10 protein-coding genes and 2 pseudogenes are annotated in these 12,267 nt (G+C 69.9%); 6 read left to right on the top strand and 6 right to left on the bottom strand.

Annotated features, from left to right (window positions below):
* Positions 1–32 precede the first annotated feature (32 nt).
* Together ACFYMM_RS25005 and ACFYMM_RS25000 are read left to right on the top strand one after the other, a co-directional pair.
* Complete coding sequence (locus ACFYMM_RS25005; protein WP_388390181.1) at positions 33–884, top strand: Ku protein; 852 nt, start codon at positions 33–35, stop codon at positions 882–884.
* A gap of 32 nt (positions 885–916) precedes the next feature.
* Positions 917–1,210 (top strand): annotated as a pseudogene (locus tag ACFYMM_RS25000) (integrase core domain-containing protein); the annotation flags it as partial.
* A gap of 125 nt (positions 1,211–1,335) precedes the next feature.
* On the opposite strand, the gene ACFYMM_RS24995 reads toward ACFYMM_RS25000, so the two are convergent.
* On the bottom strand, positions 1,336–3,720 hold the full coding sequence (locus tag ACFYMM_RS24995; protein WP_388390179.1) for a phosphoketolase: 2,385 nt from the start codon (positions 3,718–3,720) through the stop codon (positions 1,336–1,338).
* Positions 3,721–4,076: 356 nt separating this feature from the next.
* Positions 4,077–5,804 carry a GAF domain-containing protein gene (locus tag ACFYMM_RS24990; RefSeq protein ID WP_388390177.1) on the bottom strand — a complete coding sequence of 576 codons (1,728 nt, stop codon included), beginning with the start codon at positions 5,802–5,804 and terminating at the stop codon, positions 4,077–4,079.
* Positions 5,805–6,122: 318 nt separating this feature from the next.
* Here ACFYMM_RS24990 and ACFYMM_RS24985 point away from each other — a divergent pair, with 318 nt between their 5' ends.
* Positions 6,123–6,581 (top strand): pyridoxamine 5'-phosphate oxidase family protein, encoded by a 459-nt coding sequence (locus tag ACFYMM_RS24985; RefSeq protein WP_388390175.1) that lies wholly within the window; start codon positions 6,123–6,125, stop codon positions 6,579–6,581.
* Positions 6,582–6,677: 96 nt separating this feature from the next.
* Here the strand turns inward: ACFYMM_RS24985 and ACFYMM_RS24980 are convergent, their stop codons facing one another.
* A complete protein-coding gene (locus ACFYMM_RS24980; protein ID WP_388390173.1) occupies positions 6,678–7,352 on the bottom strand; it encodes a helix-turn-helix domain-containing protein in 675 nt (224 codons plus the stop codon).
* Positions 7,353–7,357: 5 nt separating this feature from the next.
* Positions 7,358–8,443, bottom strand: a complete 1,086-nt coding sequence (locus ACFYMM_RS24975; protein WP_388390540.1) for a zinc-dependent alcohol dehydrogenase family protein — start codon at positions 8,441–8,443, stop codon at positions 7,358–7,360.
* Positions 8,444–8,774: 331 nt separating this feature from the next.
* Between ACFYMM_RS24975 and ACFYMM_RS24970 the strand changes: the two genes are divergently transcribed.
* Positions 8,775–9,113 (top strand): hypothetical protein, encoded by a 339-nt coding sequence (locus ACFYMM_RS24970; protein ID WP_388390171.1) that lies wholly within the window; start codon positions 8,775–8,777, stop codon positions 9,111–9,113.
* Here ACFYMM_RS24970 and ACFYMM_RS24965 read toward each other — a convergent pair.
* Together ACFYMM_RS24965 and ACFYMM_RS24960 are read right to left on the bottom strand one after the other, a co-directional pair.
* Positions 9,071–9,982 (bottom strand): universal stress protein, encoded by a 912-nt coding sequence (locus ACFYMM_RS24965; protein ID WP_388390168.1) that lies wholly within the window; start codon positions 9,980–9,982, stop codon positions 9,071–9,073. The genes ACFYMM_RS24970 and ACFYMM_RS24965 overlap by 43 nt on opposite strands.
* Positions 9,983–10,008: 26 nt before the next feature.
* Positions 10,009–10,914, bottom strand: a complete 906-nt coding sequence (locus tag ACFYMM_RS24960) for a universal stress protein (protein WP_388390166.1) — start codon at positions 10,912–10,914, stop codon at positions 10,009–10,011.
* Between the two features lie 217 nt (positions 10,915–11,131).
* Between ACFYMM_RS24960 and ACFYMM_RS24955 the strand changes: the two genes are divergently transcribed.
* Both ACFYMM_RS24955 and ACFYMM_RS24950 read left to right on the top strand, forming a co-directional pair.
* Positions 11,132–11,788, top strand: coding sequence for a CBS domain-containing protein (locus tag ACFYMM_RS24955; protein ID WP_388390163.1), 657 nt, complete (start codon positions 11,132–11,134; stop codon positions 11,786–11,788).
* A gap of 113 nt (positions 11,789–11,901) precedes the next feature.
* Positions 11,902–12,213 (top strand): annotated as a pseudogene (locus tag ACFYMM_RS24950) (response regulator transcription factor); the annotation flags it as partial.
* Positions 12,214–12,267: the final 54 nt, after the last annotated feature.

Below are 12,267 nucleotides of genomic sequence, written 5' to 3'. Positions count from 1 at the left end.
GTCACACCACGGCCCCGGAACCCCCAGAGAACATGGGGCGGGTCCGCTACCGCACGGTGTGTGAGCTGGAGGATCGCGAGGACGACCAGTCCGAGATCGGCAAGGGCTACGAGCTGACCCGTGACCAGGTCATCCCGATCACGGACGAGGACCTGGGTAATCGTCCGTTGCCGACGGCGAAGGCGATCGAGATCGACGCCTTCGTGGCGATGGAGGACATCGACCCGATCCGCATGGGCGCCGGCTACTACCTCGCCCCCGGCCAACAGGTCGCCGCGAAGCCGTACAAGCTCCTCGTGGAAGCTCTGCGCCGCTCCAGCAGGGTGGCCATCGCGAAGTACGCGTGGAGCGGCCGCGAGAGACTGGGCATGCTCCGGATCCGCGGCGACGCCCTGCTCCTGCAGGAACTGCTGTGGCCCGACGAGATCCGCGACCCCGCCGAACTGCTCCCGTCACCGGCCGAGGTGTCCGAGAACGAGATCGAAGGCGCGCTTGCTCTCATGGACTCGATGACCGTCGACGCGCTGGAGGGCGAGGAGTTCACCGACCGGTATACCGAGGCGATCGCCGAGATCATCGAGGCCAAACGCGACCAGAAGCCGCTTCCCGAAGCGCCCGAGCCGGAGCAGCCGACCCAGGTCCTGGATCTGATGGCCGCGCTGAACGAGTCGGTGCAGAAGGACAAGGCCTCCCGCGCGGGGAGCGCGGGCCCGGCGCAGGTGCACGAGCTGCCGGAGCCGAACAAGAAGGAGGCCGCCAAGAAGACCGCGGCGAAGAAGACCGCGGCGAAGAAGACCGCGGCGAAGAAGATCGCGGCGAAGAAGACCGCGGCGAAGAAGACAGCCGCCAAGAAGACAACGGGCCACCGCCCGCGCAGCGCCTGATGAACCCGATGTTGCATCGACCGGTTGAACTCGCCCAGTTCCGCTCCCGGAAGTTCGTCCGGGCGCTCGACCGCCACCGGATGGCCGGATCGACAGGAAGGGTTGGCGCTGCCGGTGACAACGCGGCCATGGAGTCCTTCTTCAGCCCGCTGCAGAAGAACGTCCTCGCCCGCCGCGTCTGGGCCACCCGTGAAGAACTGCGGATCGCGATCGTGACGTGGATCGAGCGGGCCTACCACCGACGCCACCGACAAACGTCGCTCGGCTGGCTGGCACCCATCGAATTCGAGACCGTCATGACCACGCCGGCCCTCCAAGCCGCGTGACCGAACCTGTCATCCGAACCTGCATCAGACCCTCCCGCGCATACTGGCTTCGAACACGGCAGAATGATCGCTGTTGGCGACGCCTCCAGAGCCGACGCGGGACGGGGCTCGGTAGGCGTTGCCGCTCAGCCGTCCCAGGTCCAGTCGGCGACCTCGGGCAGGTCCATGCCGTGTTCCCTGATCCAGACGTGGTGGCGCTGCCGGGCGTCCTCCATCTGCTGGCGTACGACCGCCGCGCGGACCGCGAGGCCGGGGACACGGTCGATGACGTCCATGACGAGGCGGTAGCGGTCGAGGTCGTTGCGGACCACCATGTCGAAGGGGGTGGTCGTGGTGCCGATCTCCTTGTATCCGCGTACGTGCAGGTTCGAGTGCCCAGTGCGGCGGTAGGCCAGGCGGTGGATGAGCCACGGGTAGCCGTGGTAGGCGAAGATCACCGGCTTGTTCGTGGTGAACAGACCGTCGTACTCGAAGTCGCTCATGCCGTGCGGGTGCTCCTCGGCCGGCAGCAACCGGGCGACGTCCACGACGTTGACCACGCGCACCGCCAGCTCGGGCAGGTGACGGCGGAGCAGCTGGGCGGCGGCCAGGATCTCCTGAGTGGGTACGTCCCCCGCACAGGCGAGCACCACGTCCGGTTCACGGTTGCCGTCCTCGGTGCCGGCCCACTCCCAGATGCCGGCGCCGCGGGCGCAGTGGACCTTCGCCTCCTCCATGGACAGCCAGTCGAAGCAGGGCTGCTTGCCGGCCACGACGACGTTGACGTAGTCCCGGCTGCGCAGCACATGGTCGGCGACGGACAGGAGGGTGTTGGCGTCCGGGGGGAAGTAGACCCGCACGGCCTCGGGGCTCTTGTTGAGGATGTGGTCGACGAAGCCGGGGTCCTGGTGGGAGAACCCGTTGTGGTCCTGCCGCCACACGTGCGAGGTCAGCAGGTAGTTGAGGGAGGCGACGGGCGCGCGCCATGACAGGCGACGGGCAGTGCGCAGCCACTTGATGTGCTGGTTGACCATCGAGTCCACGATGTGCACGAACGCCTCGTAGCAGGAGAACAGGCCGTGCCGGCCGGTGAGGAGGTAGCCCTCCAGCCAGCCCTGGCAGGTGTGTTCGGAGAGGATCTCCATGACCCGGCCGTGCCGGTCGAGGTGTTCGTCCACCGGCAGGGTTTCGGCCTGCCATGCCTTGCCGCTGGCCGCGTAGACCGCCTGCAGGCGGTTGGAAGCGGTCTCGTCGGGCCCGACGAGGCGGAAGTCGCGGCGGTCGGCAGTGGCCACCATGACGTCCCTGAGCAACTCGCCCAGGACCCGGGTCGGTTCGTGCAGGGTGGTGCCGTGCTTGCCGACCTCGACGGCGTACTTCTCCAGTGGAGGCAGGGGCAGTTCACGCAGCAAGAGGCCGCCGTTGGCGTGCGGGGTGTCGCCGAGGCGGCGGGTGCTCCGCGGGATGAAAGCCAGCACCTCCGGGCGAGGGGCGCCGTACTTGTCGAACAGTTCCTCGGGCCGGTAGGAACGCAGCCACTTCTCCAGTTGCCGCAGGTGCTCGGGGTTGTCCCGGACCGCGGCCAGCGGCACCTGGTGGGCACGCCAGGTGCCCTCCACCTGCACCCCGTCGACCTCCGCGGGACCGGTCCAGCCCTTGGGTGTGCGCAGGACGATGGCTGGCCAGTGGGGGCGGTCCGAGGCTCCGTCCTCGCGGGCCGCGCGCTGGATGGCCGTGATGCGGTCCAGCGCGGTGTCCATCGCGGCGGCCATGGCGCGGTGGACGGTCATGGGGTCGTCGCCGGTGACGTGGATCGGATCATGGCCGTAGCCGCGTAGCAGCTCGTCGAGTTCTGCTTCGGGGAGTCGTGCCAGGACGGCCGGGTTGGCGATCTTGTAGCCGTTCAGGTGCAGGATCGGCAGGACGGCGCCGTCGCCGACCGGGTCGAGGAACTTGTTCGAGTGCCAGGAGGCGGCCAGCGGTCCCGTCTCCGCCTCACCGTCGCCGATCACGCAGGCGACGATCAAGCCGGGGTTGTCGAAGGCGGCGCCGTAGGCGTGGGAGAGGGAGTAGCCGAGTTCGCCGCCCTCGTGGATCGAGCCCGGCGTCTCGGGAGCGACGTGGCTGGGCACCCCACCGGGGAAGGAGAACTGCTTGAAGAGCCGGGCCATGCCGACAGCGTCCCGGCTGACGTCCGGGTACGTCTCGGTGTACGAGCCCTCCAGCCAGCAGTTGGCCAGCACCGCGGGTCCGCCGTGGCCGGGACCCCAGATGCACAAGGCGTCCAGGTCGCGGGCTTTGACGACCCGGTTGAGATGGGTGTGCACCAGGTTCAGGCCGGGTGAGGTGCCCCAGTGACCGAGCAGCCGCGGTTTGACGTGCTCGGGGCGCAGAGGGTCGGTCAGCAAGGGGTTGGCCATCAGGTAGATCTGGCCGACGGCCAGATAGTTCGCGGCGCGCCAGTGGGCGTCCAGCGACCTCAGTTCTTCCTCGTCCAACTGAGGGGGCGCCTGCTGCGTGTCGGGGGCCATCGGGATTCCTTCCCTGCCAGGGCGAGTGTTCACGGTGCCGCGCGTGCGAGCCGCTGTACGACCCACCTTCCACCGGGGCACCGGGTACCAGACAGGGCCGTTCGGGCCACCCGGCAGAGCGAGTCATCCGAACGAAGGAGCTGTCTGCTCCTGCTCAAACGCCCACGGGGCGAGGGCCTTCCGGCTGCCTTCCCGCAGGACGGTCAGCCGTCGCCGGTCGTTCACGACGCGGGGAGTGCCGCTCATGGCGTCCTCCAGGGGCGGTATGCGGTAGCGGGACACCTTCAGGCCGCGCCGGTGAGCGCTGTTCGGACAGGGGGCCGAACGGGCCCGTCCAGGGGTACCCGGCAACGCCGTTACCGCGCCTGGGAACGGGTGAGCGGCACTCGCCAGCGCAAGAGGGCACCACCCCCTTCGGGGCTGGACACCTCGAACTGCCCTCCCAGCTGTTCCGCCCGCTCCGCCACGTTGCGCAGACCGCTGCGCCGACCGTGAGGTGGGATGCCCACACCATTGTCCGAGACCGTCAGGGACAGATCGCGGCTGTCGGTCGTCAGGACGATCTGTGCCCGGTCGGCGTGGGCGTGCCGGACGATGTTGGTGAGAGCCTCGGAGAGGACGGCCACGACCTGGTCAGCTACTTCGTGCGGCACGTCTGTGTCGAGCAGGCCTTCCATACGCACACTGGGCGCGAACCCCAGCACCCGTGCCTCCTCGTCGGCAAGGCGCACGACCCGGGTTCGCAGACCGGCGTCGGCTGCGCCCGCACGCGTGCGCAGCCCGAAGATGGCGGAGCGGATGATGCGGATCGTCTCGTCCAGGTCGTCCACGGCCCGCAGCACGCGCTCGGCGGCCTGCGGGTGTTCGATGAAGCGGCCGGCGCTCTGCAGGGTCATGCCAGTGGCGAAGAGCCGCTGGATGGCCAGGTCGTGCAGGTCCCGGGCGATGCGGTCGCGGTCCTGGAGCACCGCGATTTGCTCGGCGTCCTGGCGGCGCTCGGCCAGTTCCATCGCGATGGCGGCCTGGGCGGCGAATCCACCCAGCATGCCCGCTTCGTGTCCCGTGAACACCGGCCGACCGGCTACGCGGGCCACCAGCACCGCGCCCCGTACGCCGCCTCCCGCGGTACCGATAGGGACGGCGACAGCGGGGCCGAGCCCGCGAAAGCGCGGAGGCTGCGGGGAGATCCGCTGGTCCTGGTGCACATCGTCGCTGGTGACCGGGGCGGCGGTGGAGAAGGCAAGGCCCATGAGTGTCTCCGGCAGGGCCAGCACCAGACCCTGGTGGGCCTCGGCGTCCACACCCACGGCGATCTCCACCGTGAGCGACTCCGTGTCCCGTACGGGCAGCGCCACCGCCGCCAGCGCCGATCCCATGATCTCGCGGGCCCGCTCCGCGATCAGTTTCAGGACCTCGGCCCGTTCACTGCCGGACATCAGACAGTGCGTGATCTCGGCGTTCGCCAATAGCCACCGCTCCCGCAGCCGGGCCTCCTCGTACAGGCGGGCGTTGTCGATCGCGACGCCCGCGGCCACGGCCAGCGTCGACAGCACCGACTCGTCCTCCTCGTCGAACTGCACACCGCCACGCTTCTCGGTCAGATAGAGGTTGCCGAAAACCTGGTCACGAACCCTGATCGGGACGCCGAGGAAGCTGTTCATCGGAGGGTGGTGGGCCGGGAAGCCGTACGAGGCCGGATGCTGGGATATCTTCTCCAGCCGGAGCGGCTCCGGGTGCTGGATCACCTCACCAAGGATGCCGTGCCCCTGCGGAAAGTGACCGATCTGGGCGATCTGCTCCTCTGTGACGCCGACGGTGTGGAAGGCCGACAGGGTCGTGCCGCCAGGACCGATGACCCCCAAGGCGGCGTATTTGGCGTCGACCAAGACGGCGGCGGCCTCCACAATGGAGCGCAGGGCCTGCTCGAGATCGAGTTCCCGGCCGACGGAGAGTACCGCCTCCAGAAGACTGTGCACCCGGTCCCGGGTGCCACGGGCCGCGTCGATCCGCGCCTGCAGCTCCTCCAGCAGCTCGTCCAGCTTCAGCTCCGGCAGGCGTACACGGGGCTCTTCCGGGTTCGCCACGACGCTCCTCCATGTCCCCGCGAGCCCGAGTCCCGACGGTCGCGGTCATGGCCCACGGTAGTCATCCTCCGCGGGAAAGGCAGTCCGGCCACCTTGGTGACGGTGCTTTCCGGCGGTAGGTCCGTGTACCTGGAGGCTCCCGGGGCCGGTCGGCCCACCCCTTGGGGGCCGAGTGCACCTGCCCCGGCGCGCGGCTCCATCCCAGGCTAGGAGGTACGGAGTTCGCACAGCCGAGGAGTGGCGTCATGGCCCGCTATGTGTACGGCTTGCACGACGGCGGCCGCCACGGGCCGACCGGCAGCGGAAGGCAGGCACGTCATGGCCAGCGGTGAGACGCGGGCATATCGGCGCATCGACCTCGACCAGGCCGAGGCCCTGCGGTTGCTGGGCAGCGTGTCTCTGGGAAGGATCGTCTTCACCCGGCAGGCCCTGCCCGCCGTCCGCCCGGTCAACCACGTCCTGGACAACGGGGACATCGTCATCCTCACGCACGAGGGCACCGCTCTGGCCGCGCACGCCCAGCAGTCCGACGGCACGGGTGTCGTCGTCGCATACGAGGCCGACGCCATCGATCCGGACACCCACCTCGGATGGAGTGTCGTCGTCACCGGTTACGCCCACATCGTGAGCGATCCGCTGGTACTGACGCGCGTACTGGGGCTGTTGCGGCCGTGGGCGCCGGTGGAGGGCAGGGACCAGGCTGTGCGCATCCACCCCGAGCTGGTCACCGGTGTCCTGCTCACGGAGGCGGGCGGCACGACGAGGCTCACTGACTGACGTCGAACGCGCGCGGCCCCGGTGTGCAGGTGTGGGCGCTAAGAGGAACGAGGTTCTCGTACCGCCCACACCTGCACACCGGGGCGAAAGACCGGCTCAGACAGTGATGCGGCGTCCCGTGACAATGCCGGATTCGATCCGCAGCCACAGCTCACGGTCGCCGCCCGCCCATGGCCCGCTGTGCGCCTCCTCGGCGTACCGGCGTCGCTGTTCGGGGTCCGTCACCGCCCGGGCGACACCCCGCACCAGGACGCTCCACCCCTGACTGAACGCGTCGTCGATCCGGTCGACCTCGAAGGCCACCGGGCGGCCGTCGGCCCGCGCCGGTGTGGCACCGGTCGCCGTCCGGAAGACGATCGCCTCGTCCACGACGCTGTAGTTGACCGGCACGATCACCGGCCCCGTGCTCGTGGCCACCGCCAGCCGTCCGACTCCGTGTGACCCCAACAATGCCTGGCACTCAGGGGCGGTCAACTCAGTGAAGTGGGGCTCGCGCCCGGCTCGCCCGGGCCCGGGCGGCATGTCCGCGGCGCCACCGGTCAATTCGGTGACCGTGGTCTCCAGCACTTCGGCCAGCCGGTGCAGCACGGCAGGGCGGGGTGCGGCACCGGGTTGCTCCTCCAGATACCGCAGGTAGCCGACGGCCATGCCGGCTCGGGCGGCCGCCTGCCGCCGCGTCATGCCGAGTCGGGCTCTGTGGGCCGCCAGACGCCGGCCCAGGTCACCCAGCGGCGCCTCCGCCACCGTACGCGCGCTCATCTCTTCGGTCATGGCCGTCACACTCCCTCCCGTTCAAGCGCGGGAACGGCCACTTCCGCGTGCTGCTCGCCGCCGAGCACCACCTTCAGCGCACCCGTGTCGCCGGCCTTGGCGAAGACCTCGTACGCCTCTTCCATGTGGTCCAGCGGGAAGGTGTGGGTGACCAGTTGGCCGGTGGGCAGGCGACCGGCGGCGGCCATCCGCAGCAGGATCGGCGTGGAGTAGGTGTCCACCAGGCCGGTCGTGATGGTCACGTTCTTGATCCACAGGTCTTCCAGGTGCAGCGTGGCGGGCCTGCCGTGCACGCCGACGTTGGCGACGCGGCCGCCGGGCCGGACCATGCGGGTGCACAGCTCGAAGCTCTCCGGCACTCCGACCGCTTCGATCACCACGTCGGCGCCGAGACCGTCCGTCAGGTCGGCGACCAGCTGGCCCGGATCCTCGTGGACGTCCGCGATCACGTCGGCGCCGAGCCGGTGAGCGGCCTCCAGCCTGGCCGGGGCCAGGTCCACGGCGATGATCCGCTCCGGGGAGAACATCCGGGCCGTGGCGATGGCCGCGAGTCCGATGGGACCGGCGCCGACGATTGCGACGGTGTCGCCGGGGCGTACTTGTCCGTTGAGGACGCCGACCTCGTAGGAGGTCGGGAAGATGTCCGCGAGCAGGACGGCGTCCTCGCTGCGTACGGCGGCGGGCAGCGGGTGGACGGAGAGGTCGGTGCAGGGCACGCGGACGTACTCGGCCTGGGTGCCGTCGACCAGGTGGCCGAGGATCCAGCCTCCGCCGCCCCGGCACTGGCCGTAGGAACTCTCCCGGCAGAACCGGCACCGCCCGCAGGAGGTGATGCAGGAGACCAGCACCCGGTCTCCGGGACGTACGGTGCGCACGTCGCCGCCCACCTCGACGATCTCCCCGACCGCCTCGTGCCCGAGGACCGTCCCGGGGCGGACCTCGGGCACGTCGCCTTTGAGGATGTGCAGGTCCGTTCCGCAGATCGTCACCGCGTCGACCTTGAGGATCGCGTCGGTGGGTTCCTTGATGCCAGGGTCCGCGACGTCCTGCCAGGAGGCCTGACCGGGACCGTGGAAGACGAAGCCCTTCATCGCAATGCTCACCCAGTTCCGGTCTGCTGCGGGACCGGCGGTCCGGCGCGTACGACGTGGGCACGGGCCGGGCTCCGGCACGGTGCCGGGAAACGCCCCGCACCCCCAGGCTGCGTGGTATGCGGGAAGCCACGCTTGGGCCATACGGCCCTCGTCCACGGCCGGGAGGGTCCCGGTCGACTGCCGCAAGGGGCTCCGCCGGGACCTATGGCCCTCATCAGCAGGGAAACCGGGCCAGGGCGGGTCGGCGAAGAGGTCCGCCGGCCCCTGTGGACGCAGGACGGCCAGGGCCACCGTCGTAGTAGTCACCACGACGAGGAGGTGTTCCGCTATGGGCACCACACAGCGGCTGTGGCGGTGGCGGAGCAATCCCCTGCGGCGGCAGGAGGACGTCGTCGAGGCGTGGGTCGTCCTGATCGTCTGGGCACTCGCCCTCGTCGGTGGTGTCCTCGCGGCACTGGTGCCGGCCGTCGCGGCCGAAGATCAGTACGCGGAGCAGCGTGCCCACCGGCACGCCGTTGGAGTGGTCCTCCTCGCGGATGCGCCGCACGGCGTCACGGCGGACTGGTCGACGGACACCCGCGTCCAGGGATCGGTGCGCTTGGGGCCAAGACGGCTCTGCGTGTCTCAGCCGGATTCCGGTACGACGGCCACCGGGCAGGCCGCATGATGAAGCACTGCATGGGCGACACGGCCGAGTTGGAGTCCGAAGTGGCCATGGCGGCGTCGGGCGCCGACGACGAGCAGGTCGGCTTCACGGGAGGCGGCCAGCAGGGCGTCCCGGGCGAAGCCCTCGACCGTACGGCGTTGCACCTGCAAGTCAGCTGGAACGGTCGCCAGCGCCTCGTCGACCAGTTCCGCGGCCAGCGCCTCCTCGAAGTGAGCCGGCTCTCCGGTGATCAGCGGGTGCCCTCGTGGTTCGTGCAGCGGCCGGCGCCAGGCCCGTACAGCCTCCAGCGTGGCTCCGCGCAGCAGGGTCTCCTCAACCGCGAACCGCAGGGCGGCCGAGGAGGCCGGCTGTCCCACCACACCCAGGACGATGCGACCGTGTGCCTCCGAGCGGACCCTGTTGTCATGCCTCCCGCGCAGCACGATCACCGGGCAGTGCGCATGTCCGGCCACCGTGAGGCTCACGGAGCCGAGCAGTGCCTCGGTCACGCCGCTGCGGCCACGGCAGCCGAGGACCATGGCGAGAGCACTGCGGCTCTCCCTGATGAGGCCGTACTCAGCTTCCTCGGGCAGCACGTCGGTGGTGACCTTCACACCTGGCTGCCGGTGACGGGCGCGCCATTCGGCCGTGTCTACGATGTCCTCGGTCATCACCTCCTCCGAGGGTTTGCCGAGGTCGTGGGCAAGGGACATGCCCTCGTAGCGCTCCCAGAGCGAGGCGTACACCAGCCGCAGTGATACCCCGCGCAGTGCTGCCTCGTCGGCGGCCCACTGCACAGCTCTCAGGCTCGGCTCCGAGCCGTCGACGCCGACGACGATCGGGAGATCTACGAGCTCACCGAAGGCCCGTGTGGTTGCTGATGCCTTCATGGAGTGTCTCCTCGGGGAATGCCCGCTCAGCTGTGCGCGACAACCGCTACGGGCGCAGCGACGTGATGAAGCGCCGAATGGGTGACGTGGCCGATGTGAGCTCCGAACGAGCCGGTGCGGATACGACGGCCGACGACAAGGAGGGAGGCGTCGTTGGAATCGTTGACGAGGACCGGGGCGGCGCTGCCGCATCGGCTCGCCTCGATCACCTCGACGTCCGGGAACTTCTCCCGCCAAGAACGCAGCACCTTGCCGAGGAGCGAGGCCTGCCTGCGCTCGAGAATGTCGTAGAGCTCGACATCACCGGGGAAGCGGTAGAAGGAGGTCGGCGGTTCCGGCCAGGCGTGAACAGCGCGCAGGGCGGCATGGCGGCGAGCGGCCGCGTCGAAGGCGAACTCCAGCAGCGTGTCGTCCGGCTCATCGACGTCGATGCCGAGCACGACGGGCCGGAAGGGCGCCGCGGCGGAGGGCACCCCCGTCGGGTCCATCCGGTGCTCGTCCGCGGCCTGCTCACCCGCCCGCACCAGCACCACCGGGCGCTCAGCGCGGGCCACCACGCCCAGGCTCACCGAACCGACCATGAAGCCGCCGAGCCCGCCAAGGCCCCGCGAGCCCAGCACCAGCAGCTCGGCGAAACCCGCCGCCTCGCACAGGACGTCGGCCACGGTACCCGTGAGCTGCTCGGTGGTCACCTCGATGCCAGGGTGACGAAGCCGGATACCGTCCGCGGACTCGCGCGCCAACTGCTCGGCCCACTGCCGGTATCCGTCCAGATCCAGCAGCGGGTTCTGGGCCACATACCGGGGCGTCGGCTCCAGCACGTGCACGATCTTCAGGGGCAGACCACGGAGCAGCGCTTCGCGCGCCGCCCACTCGGCTGCGGCACGGCTCTCGGGTGAGTCGTCGAGGCCAACGGTGACGGTGCGGGACATGGTCCCAACCTCCCGGTGCGGAATTCCTGACATCAGGGTGACTGCCCTGCGCCTCCGCCAGCAGGGGCCGTAGGACCCGGTCGGGGACCGACCGACCCTCTGCGAATCCGGTGCAGGAGTGCCAGTGCCGGGGCCGGACGGCCCCTGGCACGCCACCGCCCGCGCGGAACACCCTGGAAGGAGCCCGGCATCCCGGCGAGGCCCTTGTGGAGTCACCATGTACGGCACCCCGCGCACCGTCAGCGACGTCATGACCGAAACCGTGGCCGCCGTCGGCCGACGGGCTCCCTTCAAGGAGATCGTCCAGCTGATGCAGGACTGGGGGATCAGCGCCCTGCCCGTCATCGAGGGCGAGGGCCGGGTGGTCGGCGTCGTCTCCGAGGCCGATCTGCTGCCCAAGGAGGAGCTCCGGGACGACCCCGACACGGGCCACCTGCCCCTCCGCAAGCCCGTCGACGTGACGAAGGCGGGCGCTCTCACCGCGGAAGGGCTCATGACCTCCCCGGCCGTCACGGTAATGGCGAGCGCCACCCTCGCCGAAGCCGCGCGCATCATGGCGCGCCAGGGGATCAAGAGGCTGCCCGTCGTGGACGACGCCGGGCTGCTGGCGGGCATCGTCAGCCGAGCCGACCTGCTCAAGATCTTCCTGCGCGGGGACGAGGAGATCGCCGAGGAGATCCGGCGTGACATCACCTCGCACCTCTTGCCACAGCCATCGTCGGCTGTGCGGGTGGAGGTGGAGAGCGGGGTGGTGACGATCATCGGCCGGATCCGCGACACGGCACTCGTTCCAACCGTCGCGCGCCTGGTCAGAGCCGTTGAAGGAGTGGCGGACGTGCAGTTCGACCTGATGCATGGGGCAGCGCAGCGGTAGCGGTGAACCCGTCCGCCTACGGGGGCCGGTCGGCCCTAGAGTGACCGGTACGGGCGGCCGATGGTCGACTCTGGGCCGTCACGGCAGAGCGCCATCCGCGGAATGAGGTCACCATGACCGGGACACAGGTCTTCAGCGAGCAGAGCCCCATCCGTGTGTCCTGCTCGACGACCACGAGGTCGTACGACGCGGCCTGACCGACCTCCTCGACGCGGAACCGGACATCTCCGTTGTCGGCGACGCGGACACCGCCGCACACGCGCTCACCCGGGGCCCCGCCCTGCGACCGCACGTCGCCGTGCTCGATGTCCGCCTGCCCGACGGCGACGGCATCCGGGTCTGCCGTGAACTGCGCGACCGCATGCCGGACCTGGCGTGTCTCATGCCGGCCTCCTTCGACGACGAGGAGGCCCTGCTGGAGGTGCCGTTCGCTGTCAACGCGGTGTCCTTCGCCATCTCTGCGGTGTCTCTCTGCATGA

It is taken from the genome of Streptomyces sp. NPDC006739 (assembly GCF_042869815.1).
Lineage (GTDB): Bacteria > Actinomycetota > Actinomycetes > Streptomycetales > Streptomycetaceae > Streptomyces.
The sequence above is the reverse complement of the archived record's forward strand: the minus strand, read 5'-3'. Positions and strand labels throughout refer to the sequence as shown.

Excerpts from the sequence above, each read along its gene's own strand:
- ACFYMM_RS24960 (WP_388390166.1), bottom strand. The coding sequence starts at position 10,914 with ATGTCCCGCACCGTCACCGTTGGCCTCGACGACTCACCCGAGAGCCGT.
- ACFYMM_RS24955 (WP_388390163.1), top strand. The coding sequence starts at position 11,132 with ATGTACGGCACCCCGCGCACCGTCAGCGACGTCATGACCGAAACCGTG.
- ACFYMM_RS24985 (WP_388390175.1), top strand. The coding sequence starts at position 6,123 with ATGGCCAGCGGTGAGACGCGGGCATATCGGCGCATCGACCTCGACCAG.
- ACFYMM_RS25005 (WP_388390181.1), top strand. The coding sequence starts at position 33 with ATGGGGCGGGTCCGCTACCGCACGGTGTGTGAGCTGGAGGATCGCGAG.
- ACFYMM_RS24975 (WP_388390540.1), bottom strand. The coding sequence starts at position 8,443 with ATGAAGGGCTTCGTCTTCCACGGTCCCGGTCAGGCCTCCTGGCAGGAC.
- ACFYMM_RS24995 (WP_388390179.1), bottom strand. The coding sequence starts at position 3,720 with ATGGCCCCCGACACGCAGCAGGCGCCCCCTCAGTTGGACGAGGAAGAA.
- ACFYMM_RS24965 (WP_388390168.1), bottom strand. The coding sequence starts at position 9,982 with ATGAAGGCATCAGCAACCACACGGGCCTTCGGTGAGCTCGTAGATCTC.
- ACFYMM_RS24980 (WP_388390173.1), bottom strand. The coding sequence starts at position 7,352 with ATGACCGAAGAGATGAGCGCGCGTACGGTGGCGGAGGCGCCGCTGGGT.
- ACFYMM_RS24970 (WP_388390171.1), top strand. The coding sequence starts at position 8,775 with ATGGGCACCACACAGCGGCTGTGGCGGTGGCGGAGCAATCCCCTGCGG.